The sequence below is a fragment of the Nostocoides japonicum T1-X7 genome (assembly GCF_001046855.1).
GTDB lineage: Bacteria > Actinomycetota > Actinomycetes > Actinomycetales > Dermatophilaceae > Nostocoides > Nostocoides japonicum.
Window position 1 is genome coordinate 1,521,796 of record NZ_HF570958.1, and the last position, 16,303, is coordinate 1,538,098.

The 16,303-nt window shown below is 73.6% G+C and carries 17 protein-coding genes; 1 reads left to right on the top strand and 16 read right to left on the bottom strand.

Annotated features, from left to right (window positions below; translation table 11 throughout):
• The 14 genes from BN12_RS25040 to BN12_RS06935 all read right to left on the bottom strand — a co-directional run.
• On the bottom strand, positions 1-326 hold a 326-nt coding region (locus BN12_RS25040; RefSeq protein ID WP_048551166.1), incomplete at its 3' end, for a hypothetical protein.
• On the bottom strand, positions 323-2,008 hold the full coding sequence (locus tag BN12_RS06890) for an ATP-binding cassette domain-containing protein (RefSeq protein WP_162233061.1): 1,686 nt from the start codon (positions 2,006-2,008) through the stop codon (positions 323-325). The genes BN12_RS25040 and BN12_RS06890, both read right to left, overlap by 4 nt.
• Entirely contained in the window at positions 2,005-4,053 is a 2,049-nt protein-coding gene (locus tag BN12_RS06895; RefSeq protein WP_048551171.1) for a cysteine peptidase family C39 domain-containing protein, read from the bottom strand. Before BN12_RS06895 ends, BN12_RS06890 begins: the two co-directional genes overlap by 4 nt.
• Positions 4,050-5,324 (bottom strand): cytochrome P450, encoded by a 1,275-nt coding sequence (locus BN12_RS06900; protein ID WP_048551173.1) that lies wholly within the window; start codon positions 5,322-5,324, stop codon positions 4,050-4,052. Before BN12_RS06900 ends, BN12_RS06895 begins: the two co-directional genes overlap by 4 nt.
• A gap of 128 nt (positions 5,325-5,452) precedes the next feature.
• Positions 5,453-5,593, bottom strand: coding sequence for a thiocillin family RiPP (locus BN12_RS24360; RefSeq protein ID WP_157635384.1), 141 nt, complete (start codon positions 5,591-5,593; stop codon positions 5,453-5,455).
• A 49-nt stretch (positions 5,594-5,642) separates the two neighbouring features.
• Positions 5,643-5,783, bottom strand: coding sequence for a thiocillin family RiPP (locus BN12_RS24365; protein ID WP_157635385.1), 141 nt, complete (start codon positions 5,781-5,783; stop codon positions 5,643-5,645).
• Positions 5,784-5,890: 107 nt separating this feature from the next.
• On the bottom strand, positions 5,891-6,058 hold the full coding sequence (locus tag BN12_RS24370) for a hypothetical protein (RefSeq protein ID WP_157635386.1): 168 nt from the start codon (positions 6,056-6,058) through the stop codon (positions 5,891-5,893).
• Positions 6,059-6,068: 10 nt separating this feature from the next.
• A complete protein-coding gene (locus BN12_RS06905) occupies positions 6,069-6,920 on the bottom strand; it encodes an ABC transporter permease (protein ID WP_048551175.1) in 852 nt (283 codons plus the stop codon).
• Between the two features lies 1 nt (position 6,921).
• Positions 6,922-7,887, bottom strand: coding sequence for an ABC transporter ATP-binding protein (locus tag BN12_RS06910; protein ID WP_048551177.1), 966 nt, complete (start codon positions 7,885-7,887; stop codon positions 6,922-6,924).
• Positions 7,888-8,108: 221 nt separating this feature from the next.
• Positions 8,109-9,296 carry an ATP-binding protein gene (locus tag BN12_RS06915; protein WP_048551179.1) on the bottom strand — a complete coding sequence of 396 codons (1,188 nt, stop codon included), beginning with the start codon at positions 9,294-9,296 and terminating at the stop codon, positions 8,109-8,111.
• A 99-nt stretch (positions 9,297-9,395) separates the two neighbouring features.
• Positions 9,396-9,740, bottom strand: a complete 345-nt coding sequence (locus BN12_RS06920; RefSeq protein ID WP_048551181.1) for a rhodanese-like domain-containing protein — start codon at positions 9,738-9,740, stop codon at positions 9,396-9,398.
• A gap of 32 nt (positions 9,741-9,772) precedes the next feature.
• Complete coding sequence (locus tag BN12_RS06925) at positions 9,773-10,633, bottom strand: Fpg/Nei family DNA glycosylase (RefSeq protein ID WP_048551184.1); 861 nt, start codon at positions 10,631-10,633, stop codon at positions 9,773-9,775.
• Positions 10,626-11,762 carry an App1 family protein gene (locus tag BN12_RS06930; protein WP_083454470.1) on the bottom strand — a complete coding sequence of 379 codons (1,137 nt, stop codon included), beginning with the start codon at positions 11,760-11,762 and terminating at the stop codon, positions 10,626-10,628. Before BN12_RS06930 ends, BN12_RS06925 begins: the two co-directional genes overlap by 8 nt.
• Before the next feature lie 25 nt (positions 11,763-11,787).
• Positions 11,788-12,567 carry a fructosamine kinase family protein gene (locus tag BN12_RS06935; protein ID WP_048551185.1) on the bottom strand — a complete coding sequence of 260 codons (780 nt, stop codon included), beginning with the start codon at positions 12,565-12,567 and terminating at the stop codon, positions 11,788-11,790.
• 113 nt (positions 12,568-12,680) lie between these two features.
• Here BN12_RS06935 and BN12_RS06940 point away from each other — a divergent pair, with 113 nt between their 5' ends.
• Positions 12,681-13,385 (top strand): dienelactone hydrolase family protein, encoded by a 705-nt coding sequence (locus tag BN12_RS06940; RefSeq protein WP_048551186.1) that lies wholly within the window; start codon positions 12,681-12,683, stop codon positions 13,383-13,385.
• Here the strand turns inward: BN12_RS06940 and BN12_RS06945 are convergent.
• Positions 13,298-14,062, bottom strand: coding sequence for a hypothetical protein (locus BN12_RS06945; RefSeq protein WP_053079970.1), 765 nt, complete (start codon positions 14,060-14,062; stop codon positions 13,298-13,300). The genes BN12_RS06940 and BN12_RS06945 overlap by 88 nt on opposite strands.
• A 107-nt stretch (positions 14,063-14,169) precedes the next feature.
• Positions 14,170-15,918: an LLM class flavin-dependent oxidoreductase gene (locus tag BN12_RS06950; RefSeq protein ID WP_048551188.1), complete on the bottom strand. Its 1,749-nt coding sequence runs from the start codon at positions 15,916-15,918 to the stop codon at positions 14,170-14,172.
• Between the last annotated feature and the right edge of the window lie 385 nt (positions 15,919-16,303).

Consider the following 16,303-nt stretch of genomic DNA (forward strand, 5'->3'; position numbering starts at 1 on the left):
GCGGCGGCGCCCGCGTCGCCGTCGAGGCCGCACTGCTCCCAGTAGCCCCCGACCCGGACGTCGACCGCCGGGTCGACCTCGACGAGGTGCCCGCCGGCCAGGAGCCGGTCGACGGCCGCCTCGGCCCCGGCGTGCCCCTGCCCGACGAGCTCGCGGACCGTCGCCTCCCGGCTCCGGGTGCCGTCGAGCAGGGGGTAGATGTCCGACACGAGGCGGCCGTGGACCCGGGATCGCGCCCCGCGCTCGGTGCTCAGGTAGATGCCCTCGCCGGGGAGCAGGGTGACGGTCGTCGACCGCTTGAAGCGCAGGACCTTCGGGCTGTTCATGACGGGGCTCCTTCGAGGACGGGGTCGGCGGGCGAGGTGTGGGTGAGGGCGGCGAGACGCCCGCCCCGGTGGACGAGCTCGGCGTAGGTCCCGTCCTCGACGACGGTGCCGCCGTCGAGGACGTAGACGCGGTCCGCGCTGACGATCGTGCTGTGGCGGTGGGCGACGACGATCCGGGTCATCCCGAGACCGGCGATGGCCCGCGTGACGGCCTCCTGGGCCTGCTCGTCGAGGGCGCTCGTCGCCTCGTCGAGCAGGAGGATCCGGGGCCGCCGGACGAGCGCCCGCGCGAGGAGCAGCCGCTGCTCCTGACCGCCGGAGAAGCCCGACTCGCCGTCGGTGATCCGGGTGTCGAGGCCCATCGGCAGCGTGGCGACGAGGTCGTCGAGCCCGACGAGGGACAGGGCGGCGCAGACCTCCTCGTCCGGCACGGTGTCGAGCACGCCGACGACGGCGTCGCGGATCGTGCCCCGGGACAGCGAGGCGGACTGCGGGACGTAGCCGATCTGGGACCGCAGGCACTCGTGGTCCCAGTCCTCGGTCGGCACGCCGTCGACCGAGACCGTCCCCTCCGTCGGCTCGAGCTGGGCGAGGAGGAGACGCAAGAGGGTCGACTTGCCGGCCCCGGAGGGCCCGACGACGGCGACGAGCTGGCCCGGCGCGGCCCGGAGGGTGACGCCGCGCAGCACCGCGTGCTCGCTTCCGGCGTAGGCGAACCCGGCTCCGGCGACGACGACGGCGCCCGCCACGACGGCCTCGTGCCGGGGCGTGTCGCTCTGCTCGGGCTCGGTGGCGCGGACCGGCTCCAGTCGGCGCCGGGCGAGCCCGATCGAGAAGACCGCCGGAAGGACGCCCGCGACGCGGCTCAGGGCGGACGCGAGGGTGAGGGTGATCATGGCGACCGACCCGAGGGCCACCGGGCCGCCCGACCAGCGCAGGGCGAGCGGGCAGAGGACGGCGAGCATGACGGTCTGGGAGGCGAGCAGGAGGCTCTCCCCGGCGTCGGCATACCGCAGGCCCCGCAGGTCGGCGTCCTTCTGCTGCCGCAGGATCGCCTGCCAGGCCCGCTCGACGGACTCCTGGGCCCGGTATGCCGTGAGCTCCTCGATGCCGCCCAGGGCCGGGTAGAGCGTGGCGTGCGCCGCGTCGACGGACTCCATGACGACGTGGTCGTGACGCTGCTGGGCTCGGGCGAGGAGGGCCGCGGTGAGGAGGAGGGCGACGGCGAGCGCGAGGGCGGCGAGCCCGAGCCGGAGGTCGATGGCGGCGAGGAGGGCGGTCGCGATCCCGGCCGACAGCCCGGAGAGGATCGTCTCCGCCCCGAGGGCCCCGAGGAGGGTCCGGGTCATCGACACGCAGTTGGCGTAGCCGATGACGTCGCGCAGCGACCGTGCCGAGAAGAAGGTGACGGGCAGGCCGAGCAGGTGGCGCCACAGCCGCTGCTCGGCCCGGTCGGCGAGGTCCTCCTGGAGCGCGAGCGCCATCGGGTCGGCGAGCCAGCCGGCGCCGTAGGCGAGGAGGAAGAGGACGACCGCGGCGAGCAGCAGCGGGCGTGCCTGCTCCGGCTCGAGGTAGGCGAGGTAGGCCGCGAAGATCCCTCCGAGCTGGGCCACCGTCCCGAGGAGGGACAGCACGACGATGGTGCCGAGCCGGATGGGCACGGGGACGCGGCGGGTCCTCACGACGCCTCCTCGGCCGCGGTGCACAGGCCGGCGCCGAGGTACTCGAGCGTGAGACCCGAGGGCTCGAGGCGCACGACCCGGTCGCGGTCGCCGAGCCGGGGCAGGTGGTGGGCCACGGCGAGGACGGCGATGCCGAGGAGCCGCAGGCGTGCGTGGAGCAGGTCGGTGAGCCGGTCGTCCATGCCGCTGAAGGCCTCGTCGAGGACGAGCAGCCGCGGCCGGCGGACGAGCGCCCGGGCGAGGGCCAGACGCTGCCGCTCGCCGCCGCTGAAGTTGCGGGCGCCCTGCGTCACCGGGGCGTGCGCCGGGCCGCCGCGGGCGGCGACGACGGAGGACATCCCGACGACGTCGAGGGCCCAGTCGACGAGCGCGTCGGGGAGGTCGGCCCCGAGGGTCACGTTGGCGGCGACCGTCCCCTCGAGGAAGAGGGCGCGCTGGGGGACGTATGCGACGCGCCCGGGGCGAGCGACCCGTCCCGTCGTCGGGGTGAGGGCTCCGACGGCGACGCGGACGAGGGTCGACTTGCCGACGCCGCTCGCACCGACGACGAAGCAGGTGGCCCCCGGTGCGACGGCGAGGTCGACCCCGGCGAACAGCGGCTCCCTCGCGCCGGGCCGGGTGAACGACACGCCGGTCAGCTCCAGCCCGTCCGACACGCCGCCGGGTGGGACGAGCACTCCCTCCGCCGGCTCGAGGGTGACGTCCTCGACGAGCCGGAGGGCGGTCCGCACCTGGGTGACGTCGAAGGCCCCGAGGGTGATGACGCGACGCCCCGCCGTGAGGGCCAGTCCGGTGAGGAGCAGGAGGACGAGGACGAGGGCGGGCGGGACGCCGTCGGAGCCGGCGACGACGACGACCAGACCCGTCGTCGCTCCGTCGACGAGGAGGGAGAAGCGGGTGCGCCGCAGGAGGAACAGGTGGGCGCGCCGCTCGAGGGCGGCGACGCGCCGCTGGGACGCGGCCCACCGGTCGGCGAGGGCGGTCGGCGAGGCCTCCGAGCGCATCGTCTCGATGGCGGCGAGGGTCGCGACGATCTCGCCGTCGCGGGCCTGTTGCCCGGCGACGGCCCGGCCGTGCGCCTCGCGGTAGTCGTCGAGGTGGTGGCCGATCGCATACGCGTTGGCGCCGAGTCCGGCGAGGACGAGGGCGAAGGCCGCCGGCGACACGACGGCGATCCCGGCGAGGGCCGCGGTCACGGTGAGCAGCCCGACGGCGCCGTCGACGAGGAGGGCGACGATCTGCATCGCCGCACCGTCGATCCGCTGCGGGCGCATGGCCACCTCCCCGGTGAAGCGGAACTGGAGGAAGGAGGGGCTGACCCGCAGGAGGTGGTGGACGAGCCGGGTCGCCCGGTGGATGACGGTGTGATGGAGCATCCGGGAGCGCAGGTGCGCACCGAGCCAGCCGCTGAGCCAGCAGACGAGGGCGAGGCCGGCGAGGACCGTCGGGAGCCGATCGGGCGACACGGGTCCGGCACCCGCGACGCCGCGGACGACGAGGACGGCGGCGAACGACGCAGCCGCGGCGATCGCGGCGAAGAGCGCGCCCGTCCCGCAGAGCCATCGGGAGCCGCGGTCCTCCTCGCGCCACCACGAGCGCACGGGATGCTCAGGGGGCGTGCCGCCCGGGGCGAAGTCCGCGCCGGCGGTGAGGCGGACGCCGAGGCCCGTCCACTCCTGCGCGAACTCGCTCGCCGGCATCGTGCGGTGACCGTGCCCGGGGTCGTTGACGCGAACGCCCCTCGTGCCGGTGGACTCGGCGACGACGAAGTGGTGCCCGCGCATGAGGGTCACCGCGGGCAGCGGGCCGGCGGCCAGGGCCTCCACCGCGTCGTCGCCGGGTGTGCGGCGGAACGGCCGGGCCGTCAGGCCGTAGCCGCGGGCCGCCCGGACGAGGGAGGCCGTCGTCGTCCCGTCGCGTCCCGTCGCGCAGGCCCGGGCCACCTCCGCGACTCTCACGTGCCGCCCGTGGGCCGCGAGGACCGCGGTGAGGCAGGCCGGCCCGCAGTCGACGTCGCTCAGCTGCGGCACGTGGGGCGTCTTCATCGGACCTCCTCGGCTCCGTCGGTCCCTGTCGTGGCGGGCCCCCAGCCGGCGCCGACGACGACGGGCAGCCGGGTCGGGGTGTGGAAGCTGATGTCGCTGCGCCACGTGATCCGGGAGGGGTCGAGGACCCGGACCCCGAGGGGTCGCAACGCCTCGAGGGCCAGCTCGCACTCGAGCATCGCGAGCAGGGCGCCGAGGCAGCGGTGGGTGCCGTGACCGAAGGTCTGCGACAGCGGGCGCACACCCGGCCGCCACGACAGGGGGTCGGGGAAGCGTGCGGGATCGAGGTTCACCGAGGCGTTGCACAGGATGACGGTGGCCCCGGCGGGGATGAGGACGCCGTCGCCGAGGTCGAGCTCCGCGGTCGTCACGCGCATGCCGAAGGGCAGCGGGGCCGTGATGCGCAGCGACTCCTCGATGAGGTCACGGGTCGACACCTCGCCGCCGAGCCACGCCGAGCGGGCGGCCGGGTCGCCGACGAGGGAGAGGACGAGATTGGTGAGCGAGGCGGCGACGGTGTCGATGCCCGTCATGAACAGGAGGATCATCAGGTCGGTCGCCTCGGTCCGCGACAGCTCCCCCGCCGCGACCGCCCGGGCGAGGGTGGCCGACAGCGTGTACCCGGGAACGTCGTCGTCGAGGAGCTGCTCGACGCGCGCCCGGATCCCGCGGAACTGGGCGGACGTGACGGGACGGTCGGTGACCTCCAGATGGGGGAAGCTCGTCGCGATCCGGGCCAGCATGGCGCGGCCGGACGCCGACACCCAGGGCCACTCGTCCTCGGCGAACCCGAGGACCAGCCCCATCGCCCGGGCGGGAATCTCGTTGCTCAGGGCGGGGACGAGGTCGACCTCGCCCGGCTGGGCGGCGACCTGTGCGACGAGGGCGGCGACGACGGCCTCGAGCGCCGGCCGGAGGGCGGCGACACCGCGCGGCGTGAAGTGCGCGGACATGACCCGCCGCAGCCGGTGGTGGTCGGGTCGGTCGCGGAAGCTGAGGCTCGAGGCGAAGAACTCCGCGAACTCCGGCACCTCGCATACGGTCTCGGGCGGGAACTCGACGTCGCGGATGACGACCTGGGGCGCGGCGGCCGCGCGGCGGACGAGGTCGGCGGTCGTGAGGACGTACATGTCGAGCGGGAGCCGGACGACGGCCGCGGCGGTCGGCAGGTCCCGGAAGAGGGCCGCGGCGCTTCCGCCCTGCGGGTCGCGGATGTGGTCCATGACCCGCGCGGCCATCGCGGAGTCCGGCCCCGTCATGACGCTCGCCATCTCGGTCTCCCCTTTCCTTCGTCGGCGGATATGGCGTACGGTGGCGTGCACGGGCGGTGCCCTCTCGTCTTGCCGGTACGAGAGAACACCGCCCGATACGCGTTGTCGTGCGAGTCAGGCGCGGCTGGTCACCAGCACGCGGCGGTGCCGAAGGTGGCCGGGCACGAGGCCGTGCCCGCGCTGCTCAGGGTGCCGGCGCCGGCCTCCTCCTGCAGGTCGTCGACCTGGACCTCGTCGGTCTCGGTGATCTGGTTCTTCTCGTCGGACATGTCGATCTCCTTAGCTGTTGTCGGGTGTTCGTGTCGTATGCGGGGTGGCTCAGTGGGAGCCGAAGGTGGCGAGGGAGGACGGGCAGCCGAGCGAGCTCGCGGTGCCGAGCGTCGCGGCGCCACCCTCCTCGGTGAGCTCCTCGAGCTCGATCTCGTCGACGTTCTCCGGGGTCGGGACCTGGTCGGCCATGGCGGTGTTTCCTTTCGGTTCGGTTGTGCTGCAACGGTTCTCCTGCCGACCGGTCGGTCGACGGGGTCCGCGGCGTTTCGCGAGGCGTGGTGGCCGCGGGCACCGGTCTAGGTGAAGCAGAAGGCCGAGGCGACGGTGGCCGGGCACGAGACCGAGCCGATCGTCAGGCCCTGGCTGCCCTCGATCCACGAGCGGCCGTCGTCGAGGGCGAAGAGGTCCTCCACCTCGATGAGGGCGATCGTCTCGGTGGTCTCGACCTCCTCCGCCGGCGTCATGCCTGCGGCCCTACCGGGTCGCGGCGCGACGCGAGCGTCTCCGCGCGGCCCGGGGTTCCCAGGTGAAGAAGGTCCGGAAGAGGACGTACCCGACGGCCGCCCAGGCGATGAGCACCCCGAGGGGCTGGTGGATCGCCCCGAGCGCCTCGCCGAGCCCGAGGTGCGGGTGGCTCGACAGGCCGTGGGCCACGTAGTCCTGGCCGAAGTAGCCGGTCCGGACGATCTGGACGACCGCTGTCGAGGGGAGGTAGTCGGCGATCCGGTCGACCGTCGAGGCCGAGCCGGTGGCGACCGTCATCGATCCGCTGAGGTACCACATGACGATGACGAAGGGGGTGATGATCCATGTCGACAGCTCACCGGCGGGCAGCAGCCCGGAGACCCCGAAGGTGAGCAGCGCGATGGTCACCGCACCCGCGACGATGCCGAGGGCCACGATGCCCCAGTGGACGGGGAGCGGGACGTGGAACACCCCGACGGCGACGGCCACGACGACCGCGCTCTGGACGAGGGCGGGCAGGGCGGCGCTCACCGCCTCCCCGCCGAGGATGGCGCTCGCCGGGATCGGGGTGGCCCGCAGCCGCTTGTAGGTGCGGGTCTCCCGGCGCCGGGCCGCGGAGTTGATGACGGCATACGCGATCCAGATGACCGAGACGCACATGCCGGAGGCGGCGAGGAGGTCGACGGGTCGCAGGCCGCTCGCCATCGCGGGCAGGTCGCGGACCTGGACCATGGGGAAGATCCCCATCGCGACGGGCATGACCGCCCCGACGAGGGCGAAGGCGACGTCCTGCCAGTAGACGCGCTGGGAGAGGGCGACCTGCGGCCACACGTACCGCGGCCAGCTCACGATGGCACTCATGTCAGGCTCCCATCGGGATCGGGTCGGAGGTGCGCGCCGGCCCGTCGCCGGACGCCGGAAGGTCGTCGTCGGAGAGGCCGAGGAAGACGTCCTCGAGGCTCCCTCTCCGGACCTGGAGGCGCTCGAGGGAGGTGCGGTGGCTCTCCGCCCACCCGAGGAGGGCCCGCAGGGTCGTCTCCGGGTCGGCCGTCCGCACGGTGATCTCGGTCGTGCTCCCTCGGGGCTCGGTGTGGGCGTCGAGCCCCGAGGGGAGCCGCTGGGCGAGGAGGACGGGCACGTCGAAGGACACCGTCGACTCGCTCGCTCCGGTGAGGACCTCCCCGAGGGTGCCCATCCGCCGGATGCGACCGCGGTGCATGATCGCGACCCGGTGGGCGAGCTGCTCGGCCTCCTCGAGGTAGTGGGTCGTGAGGACGACGGTCAGCCCCTCGGTGACCATCCCGGCGACGAGCTCGAGGCAGTCGCGCCGGCCGGCCGGGTCCATGCCCGTCGTCGGCTCGTCGAGGAAGAGGATCTCGGGGTGCCCGAGGAGGGCGAGACCGAGGTCGAGACGCCGGCGCTCCCCGCCGGAGAGCGCGTTGACCCGGGTGCCGAGGCGGTGCTCGATCCCGACGAGGGCCACCGTGTCGGCGAGCGAGCGGGGCGTGTCGTAGAAGCGACGCCAGGCGGTGATGGTCTGCCGGACGGTCAGCGTCTCGAAGAATCCGGCCTCCTGGAGCATGATGCCCATCCGGGAGGCGAGCCGGTCGCGGTCCCGGCTCGGGTCCAGCCCGAAGACGGAGACCGCGCCGGACGACGGCTGCAGATAGCCCTCCAGGACGTCGAGGGTCGTCGTCTTGCCGGCCCCGTTGGTGCCGAGGAGGGCGAAGACCTCGCCCTGCCGCACCTCGAAGCTCGTGCCGTCGACGGCCACGGTGTTGCCGTATCGGACGGTGAGGTCGTGGACCTCGATGATCGCGTTGCTCATGCCGGAAACGCTAGGAATCCGACGGGGTCCCGCACCATGGCCGGCGATCACCGGTCGGACCTGACAGCTGTCACCCCGAGAAGTACCCGGAATGAGGCGATGCGGTCATGGCCCCGCGGGACCCGCCGCTCCTAGCGTTTCGGGTACGCAGGCTCCCGCCCGCCCATCTCGCACTGTGGCGGGAGTCTGCGGCCGACGGGATCGATGACGCCGTGGCCCGGTCAGGAGTGGTCGCGCAGGTAGCGGCCGAAATGGGGGACGGTGAAGGCGATCCGGCCGCGCTCGGCCGAGTAGATGAGGCCCTTCTTGAGGAGCGCGTCCCGGGCCGGCGACAGCGACTGCGGCTTGCGTTCGAGCAGCCGCGCCACGTCGGACGTCGCGACCGAGGGCTCGTCGGGAGACGCGGCGTCGGCCATCGCGCGCAGGTACTCCCGCTCGGCCGGCGTCGCCCGCTCGTACCGCGACCCGAAGAACCCGACGGCCAGCTCGCCCTCGGCGTCGGGGGCGGCGACGGCGACGTCGTCGGCCGTGATCGGCGAGCGGGGCGCCCGGTCCCACACCGCCTTGCCATAGGCCTGGACGAAGTAGGGGTAGCCGCCGGTCACGGCATACATCGCGTCGAGAGCCCCCGGGTCCCACACGGCGTCCTCCTCCTGCGCCGGCGCGGTGAGCGCGAGGGCGGCCGCGGACGCGTCGAGGCGGTCGATGCGGGCATACCGGAAGAGCCTCTCGGAGTAGGACTTCGACGCCGAGAGGACGGCCGGCAGATGGGGCAACCCGGCGCCGACGACGATGACCGGAAGGGCCGCCTGACCCATCTCGTGGCAGGCGGCGCAGAGGGCGGAGACGTCGTCGGCGCCGAGGTCCTGCATCTCGTCGACGAAGATCGCCACGCCGCGCCCGACGTCGGCCGCGAGACCGCCGACGTCGGTGAGCAGCTCGACGAGGTCGATCTCGATGTCGCCGCTGTCCGCGCGTCCGGTCACGGCGGGCGCGTCGATGCCGCCGGTCCAGCGGTCCCGCAGCCGGGTCGTCGCCCCCGTCGCGTCACGGGAGCCGAACGCCTTGACGACCCCGAGGACGTGGCTCACCTCCGCCGTCGCGGGGTGGCCGAGCTCGCGGACCGCCTGGTGCATCGCCGAGGCCAGCGGCCGGCGCAGCAGCTGGTCCGGGCGCGCCTCGAGCTTGCCGGTCCCCCAGCCGGCCCGGACCGCCGCCGAGCGCAAGGCATTGAGGAGCACGGTCTTGCCCACGCCGCGCAGCCCGACGAGGAGCAGGGAGCGCTCCGGCCGGCCGCGGGACACCCGCTCGAGGACGATGTCGAAGGCCGTCAGCTGCTCGTCGCGGCCGGCGAGCTCGGGCGGGCGCTGCCCGGCGCCGGGGGCGTAGGGGTTACGGATCGGGTCCACGATCGGATCGTATGCGGCTGTCTAGCGTTCATCGCATACATCCCGATACGACGGTATGCCGTGTCGCCGCGCCGGCCCCCGACCGCCGCGGCGGCCGGGTCAGATGACCCGCGGAGACTCCTCGCCGGAGGCGACGAGCTGCTTGCCCGCCTGCTCCCAGGCCTTCATGCCGTCGGCGACGTTCGCGACGTCGAAGCCCTGCTGGAGCAGCCAGGAGACGGCCCGCGCGGAGCGGCCGCCGCCGCGACAGACGACGGGGACCGTCTCGTCGGTGTCGGGAAGGTCGTCGAGGCGCGAGGGGAGCTCGGCGAGCGGCACGTGGATCGCCCGGGGGGCGTGGCCCGCATCCCACTCGTCCTGCTCCCGGACGTCGAGGATGACGGCGTCGTCCGGGAGGTCGCTCACCCTCACGGTCGGAGGGGCGTCCGGGCTGAAGTCGGTCATGCCCCCATACAACACCAGCGCCGTGCCGAGGACTACTTCAGGAGGCGGGACATCCGACGGTCGGCGAGCGGCTTGCCGCCGGTCTGGCACGTCGCGCAGTACTGGAGCGAGGAGTCGGCGAACGACACCTCCCGCACGACGTCGCCGCACGTCGGGCACGTCTCGCCCGTCCGGCCGTGGACCCGCATCCCGGCGCGCTTCGCGTCCTTCAGCTCGGCGGCCGGTTTGCCGGAGGCCGCGGCGACGGCCGTGGACAGCGTGTCCCGGAGCGCGGCATACAGGCGGTCGACCTCCTCCTCCTTCAGGGAGGCCGCGATGGCGAACGGGGACATCTTCGCGACGTTGAGGATCTCGTCGGAGTAGGCGTTGCCGATCCCCGCGATGACGCCCTGGTCGCGCAGAAGTCCCTTGATCTGGGTGCGGCGGCCGGCGAGGATCGCGCCGAACGCCTCCCTCGTGAAGTCGTCGGCGAGCGGGTCGGGGCCGAGGCTCGCGATGCCCGGCACCTCCTGCGGGTCGGCGACGATGTATGCCGCGAGCCGCTTGCGGGTTCCGGCCTCGGTGAGGTCGAACCCGCTCCCGTCGGAGAAGCGGGCACGCAGCGCGATCGGCGACTTGCCCGGCCGAAGCGTCGACGGCGAGATGGTGTCCGACCAGCGGAGCCACCCGGCCCGCGCGAGGTGGAACACGAGGTGCGTCCCGTCGCAGTCGACGTCGAGGAACTTGCCGTGCCGGGTGACGTCGTCGACGGGCAGCCCGACGAGCGCCTGGGGCGGCGGGTTGTACGTCTTGAGGACGGAGATGGATCCCAGCTCGACGCCGGTGACGGCGAGCCCGACGATGCGGGACCGGAGGAAGTCGGCGAGCGCCTGCACCTCGGGCAGCTCAGGCATCGTCGCTCCTCGGGGGCAGGCCGACGAGCTCCTCGAGCTCCTCGACCGTCGGCGTCGCTCCGGGCTCGACGCGACGGCGCAGGACGAGGCGGACGAGGCGGAGCAGCCCGAACCCGTCGGCGGCCCGGCAGACGGGCACGGGGACGGGCTCGCGACGCCGCGGCACGAACTCGTCGCTCGCGACGGGGATGACGTGGGTGAGGACGAGCTCGGTGTGGCTCAGCTCGCGGATGGCGATGGCCCGCACGACGTCGGGACGCTGCTCGGCGAAGTCGGAGTAGATCGACGGGTCTGCCTGGCCGTCGTCGCCGACGAGGAGCCAGTGGATGTGCGGCAGGTCCCGGGCCAGCCGGTGGAGGCTGGCCACCTTGTGGTCCCGTCCGGACCGGAACCAGCCCTGCTGGGTCGGTCCCCAGTCGGTGAGCAGCATCGGCCCCACGGGGAAGCCGTTGCGCCGCAGGAACCGGGTGAGCAGCGGTGCGGTGTTCCAGGCCCCCGTCGACAGGTAGACGATCGGCGCGCCGGGATGCTCGGCGAGCAGCTCGCGGTACATCGTCGCCATGCCCGGCACCGGCCGCCGCGTCCGCTCGGTGCGGACGAAGGTGTTCCACGCGGCGACCATCGGCCTGGGCAGGTACGTCGCGAGGACGGTGTCGTCGATGTCGCTGATGATCCCGAAGGTCTGGGCCGCCCCGACGACGAGGACGGTCGCGTCGACGTCGCGCGCCTCGGACGAGGAGACCCGGACCATGTGCCAGCCCGGCGTGAGACCGTGCCCGCGGACGAGGACCTCGAAGAGGCCGCTGCGGTCCGTGCGGCCCGTGACGACCTGGTCGCCGACGGTGACCGAGACCGGGGCGCTCACCGCCGGTGCCGTGACGAAGGCGCGCCATCCCCGCTGCTCGTCCTCGGCGGCGCGCAGCTGCCGGGCGGTGGCGCCGGCGTCGGCTCCGGCGGGCCGCAACGGGTCCCGGGACATGAGGACGCGCCCGAGGACGCGGAGGTAGCCGTCGGCGCCGTAGCCGGTGAACGGCACGATCTTCGTCTTCCACCCGCGGTCGGCGAGGGTGCGGGTGACCCGGCGGTTCCACGCGTCCTCGACGATCGCCGCGGCGTGGGCCCGTGCCATGCGTCCGAGCCTAGAGGACCCGTCCTCACGCGTACCGTCGTGCGGTCTCGACGGCCTGGGCGACGTAGCTGCCGCCGAAGAGCACCGCGTGGAGCATGAGCGGATGGAGCTGATGGAGGCCCACCCGGTCCGGCCAGCCGGGTGCGAGCGGATGGGCCTCGTCGTAGGCGGCGAGGATCCGCTCGAGGCCGGGCGCCCCGAAGAGGGAGAGCATCGCGAGGTCGGTCTCCCGGTGGCCGCCGTGCGCGGCCGGGTCGATGAGCACGGCCCCCTCCGCCGTCCACATGACGTTGCCCGCCCACAGGTCGCCGTGCAGCCGGGACGGCGGGTCGGCCGGGTCGTCGTGCTCACCGGCGGCCAGCCGCCGTGCCACCCGTTCGAACACGACGACGTCGGACGCCCCGAACGTCCCCTGGTCGCGGCCCATCCGCAGGACGGCGAGGATCCGGGCCCGCGCATAGAAGGAGCCCCAGGAGGGCTCGGCCGTCACCTCGAGCGGGAGCAGCCGGTCGGAGGGCCCGAGCCACCCGTCGCCCTCCCAGCCCGGCGGTCCACAGCCGTATGCCGGTGCCCCCGCGTCGTGCGTCGTCGCGAGCCGCCGTCCGAAGTCCTCGGCAGCCGCCGGGCTCGCGGGCGCGGGGACGAGCCGCTCGAGGTCGAGGTGGTCCTCGGCGACGTCGAGGAGAGCGACGACCCGGGCACCGCCGGCGTCCGCCGCCTCGCCGAGCCAGCGCAGCCCGGAGGACTCCCACGCGGCATACGAGGGGTTGCCCGGCAGCCGCTTGCGGTGGACGAGCGGCGCCATCAGGCCAGCCTCGCAGATGGCGGGGCGGGAGGCGTCGACATGCGAAGGGGACACGACGGCACGCGGACCGGAGGCGACGGCATACCGGCCGAAGGCATCGGCATACTGGCCGCATGAGCAGCGACGTCACCGTGCCGACCGATGCGGGGGACCTGCCCGCACATCTCTTCCTCCCCGCGGGCGGCACCGGTCCGGGCGTCCTCCTCGTCCAGGAGATCTTCGGAGTGAGCCGCTACATCCGCTCTCGGGCCGAGGACCTCGCGGCCCTCGGCTACGTCGTCCTCGTCCCGGAGCTGTTCTGGCGGGTGGGCGTCTCGGCGGTGCCGGAGGGGCCGGACGCGCTCGCGGAGGCCATGGACGTCATGAGCCGGGTCCCGTGGGAGACGGCGGTGTCCGACGCGGTCGCGGCGTTCCGCACGCTCCGCGACCGACCGGAGGTGACGGGCGGTGTCGGAATCCTCGGCTTCTGCTACGGCGGAGGGGTGGCCTTCGCGGTCGCCGCCGCGGAGGATCCCGACGGCCTCGTGTCGTACTACGGGTCCGCGCTGCCCGGTCTCCTCGACCTCGTGCCGTCGGTCACCGCGCCGAGCCTGCACCACTTCGGGCTTGCCGACTCCTACATCGACGTGCCGACCGTGCGCCGGATCGAGGCGGCCGTCACCGACGCGGGTGCGCGTTTCGAGACCTACGAGGGCGCGGACCACGCCTTCGACAACAGGGACTTCGTGGGCTACGACGAAGGGGCGTCGAGGCTCGCGTGGTCGCGGACCGTGGACTTCCTCGCCGAGAACCTCTCGCCGAGCCGCTCCTCCGCGTAGCGGTCGTCGTCACGGCCGACGTGGCCGGTCAGCATCCGCGCGTCCTCGATGCAGCGCCGTAGCAGGGCGACGAGGCGGTCGTCGGGATCCATGACGATGGCCAGCGCGATGCCCCGACCCGCATACGCGACGATGCGCGGCGCGGACAGCTTGCGGAAGATGCGGGCCTCCACGATCGAGGTGCCCTCGGTGAAGTGACCGGCCCACGAGGCGGCGTCGGGCACGAGGGTGAGGACGGCGGCGATCTCCTCCCGCAGGGCCGGCATCGACGGGTGGTCGAGGGTCGCGGCGATCCGGTCGGTCGTCACGAGCCCGACGGCGAGGGCGCGCTGATACTCCATGGAGACGACCGGAAGCGCCGCCATGGCGGCCCGCGCGGCGATCGTCACGTCGATCGCGAGGTCGTCACCGGTCACCCCGACGACGTCGGGGATGAGCGGGACGAGCTCGGATCGATGCTCGTCGTCGACGAGGTCGTTGATCGTGCGCGCCAGCCCGGCGAGGAGCGGGTGGGTGCACGACGGGTGGTCGCTCCACTTCTCCCCGGCCAGGTAGGACGCGAACTCCATGAAGCACGCACCCTTGCGTGGCCTGCGGTGGCGTCCCACCGAGAGGACCGGAACGCCGTCGGGAACGGTGTAGCGCATGAGGACCCCTTCCTCGCCGTGGCTGCACATGCTGTCCTTGTGCCCTATCCCAGTGTGGCCCCGATACGGCGCGAAGACCACCGCTGGAGGGCAACTTCGGCGTGAGGAATGCTCATCGGACCCCTCACGCGCGGCGGTCAGGAGAAGCCGAGACGGGCGAGCGGCTCGACGAGTTCGCGCTCTTCGTAGGACAAATGCGACAGAAGGGCATCGGAGAGGCGATCGAGGGCGCCCGTCAGGCGCCGCGCGCCGTCGGGATCGCTGACGAAGGCGACGAGGGCGGCGTCCACACCGTCGAGCACCTCGTGGATGACGCGGTGCTCCTCCTCGAGCCGGTCGAGGACGGGGGCCAGCCGCCCGTCCCGGGCACGGAGGTGCGGGAAGACGCTCTGGTCCTCGATCGCGTGATGCGTCGTGACGACCCGGCAGTACTGCGCGCAGTAGACGCCCGCCGTCCAGTTGTTCTGCCGCATCGTCGACTCGTTGATCGCCGATCGGGCGGCGGCGACCTCGATCCGGCCCGCGATGACCTGCTCGACGATGTCCCGTACCTGCTCCAGCTCCCTGCGCAGGCCGTCGTGGACGTCGACGAGATGGCGGCCGGAGGCCTGCTCGTGGGGCGTGTAGAGACGGTCCGGGTCGGGCGCCGGTCCGGTCGGTCTCCTCGCCTCGTCCCAAGGACGGTCCGGCGAGAGCCGTATGCCGGTGTCCGGCGTCGGCGTGACGGCCAGGGGCGCCCGGCCAGTGCTTGCGGCTGCGGCGCCCGGTTCGGTGGTGACCCTGGTGCTGCCTCTCGTGCTCGCCGTTGCCGCGGCACCCGGCTCGCCGGCGGTGCTCCGGTCGCGGGCGGCGGTCGGTCCGCCGGTACCAGTGGCGGGGTCTGCTGCGGTCGCAAAGCCACCGTCGCCCACTCCCGCGGCGTGCGCCTCGTGCCCAGCCGTCCCCGGCCCCGTGACCTCATGGCCAGGTGACCCGACCGCCGGGGAGGCCCCGGCATACCGTGCCTCGCGCTCGGCGGCGACGAGCTCGCGCACGCCGGGAGCCACCTCCGCGGCGAACCGGCGGATGTCCTGCGGGTCGTCGCTCGCGAGGATGTAGGTGCTCGTCCCGATGTCGAGGGTCAGCTCGGCGAGCTGCTCGACCCACTCCGCCGGCGTTCCCGTCGGGAAGCCCGGCCCGCCCCGCTCGAAGGAGCCCATGAGGTTGTAGAGGCGGGTGATGTCCCTGGGGCTACGGCCGGCCCGCTCGGCCGCCTCGTCGATCGTGGCGCTCATCCCGTCGAGGACCTCGGGCGGGGCATACGAGCTGCTCGGGAGCCAGCCGTCGGCCAGGCGGCCGGTGAGGCGCAGCATCCGAGGCTTGAGCGCGCCGACCCAGATGCCGATGTCGTGTGCGGGAGCGGGGCCGGGCCGGATGCCGACCGCCCGGTGGTGCGTGCCCTCGACGCGGACGGCGCGGCTGCCCGTCGGTTGCCAGATCCCCCGGAGGATGGCGATGCCCTCCTCGAGCGCGTCGACGGACTCCCCCGGGGTCAGCCGGGGTCCACCTGCGGCTGCGATGGCATCGTGGAAGCCGCCGGCCCCGAGCCCCAGCTCGACCCGGCCACCGCTCAGCAGGTCGAGGGTCGCGGCGCTCCGGGCGAGAACGGTGGGGTTGCGCAGCGGGAGGTTCGCCACGTTCGGCGCGACGGTGACCCGATGGGTGCGCGCCGCGACGACGGAGAGGAGCGTCCAGGCGTCGAGCATCGGCGTGTACGGGTGGTCCTGGACCGTCACGAGGTCCAAGCCCACCTCCTCGGCCAGCAGCGCCAGGTCGAGGACGCGGTGGGGATGCGCGGAGTCCGGCGTCGGGAACAGCCCGAACCGCAGATCGTGTCCGTAGTCCATGTCCCGTCCCTTGCTCTCTGGGTGGTTCTGCCCATCCTCGCAACGACCCGTCGGTCCGCCGTATGCCGCCTCGTTTCGGCCGTCACTCGTGGGGGCCGTCGGCTCCTCACGACCTTGAGGCGCCCCTCGGCCAGCCGGTGTGCCGCGTGGCTCCTCGCGACCTTCTGGGGAAGATAGCCAGAGTCCTGGCTCTAGCCATCTTCCCCACAACGTCCGCAACGCCCCGACCCCGACGACCGGAACTCCCGCGATCAGCACCCCACCGGCCGCGTGCACGCGCCGCGACGGGCCGGGCGCCGTGCGCGGGCGCCGCGACAGGCCAGCCCCGTGCCTCGACAGGCCAGCCCCGTGCACCGGCAGCGTCCTCATGACCTTCTGGGGAAGA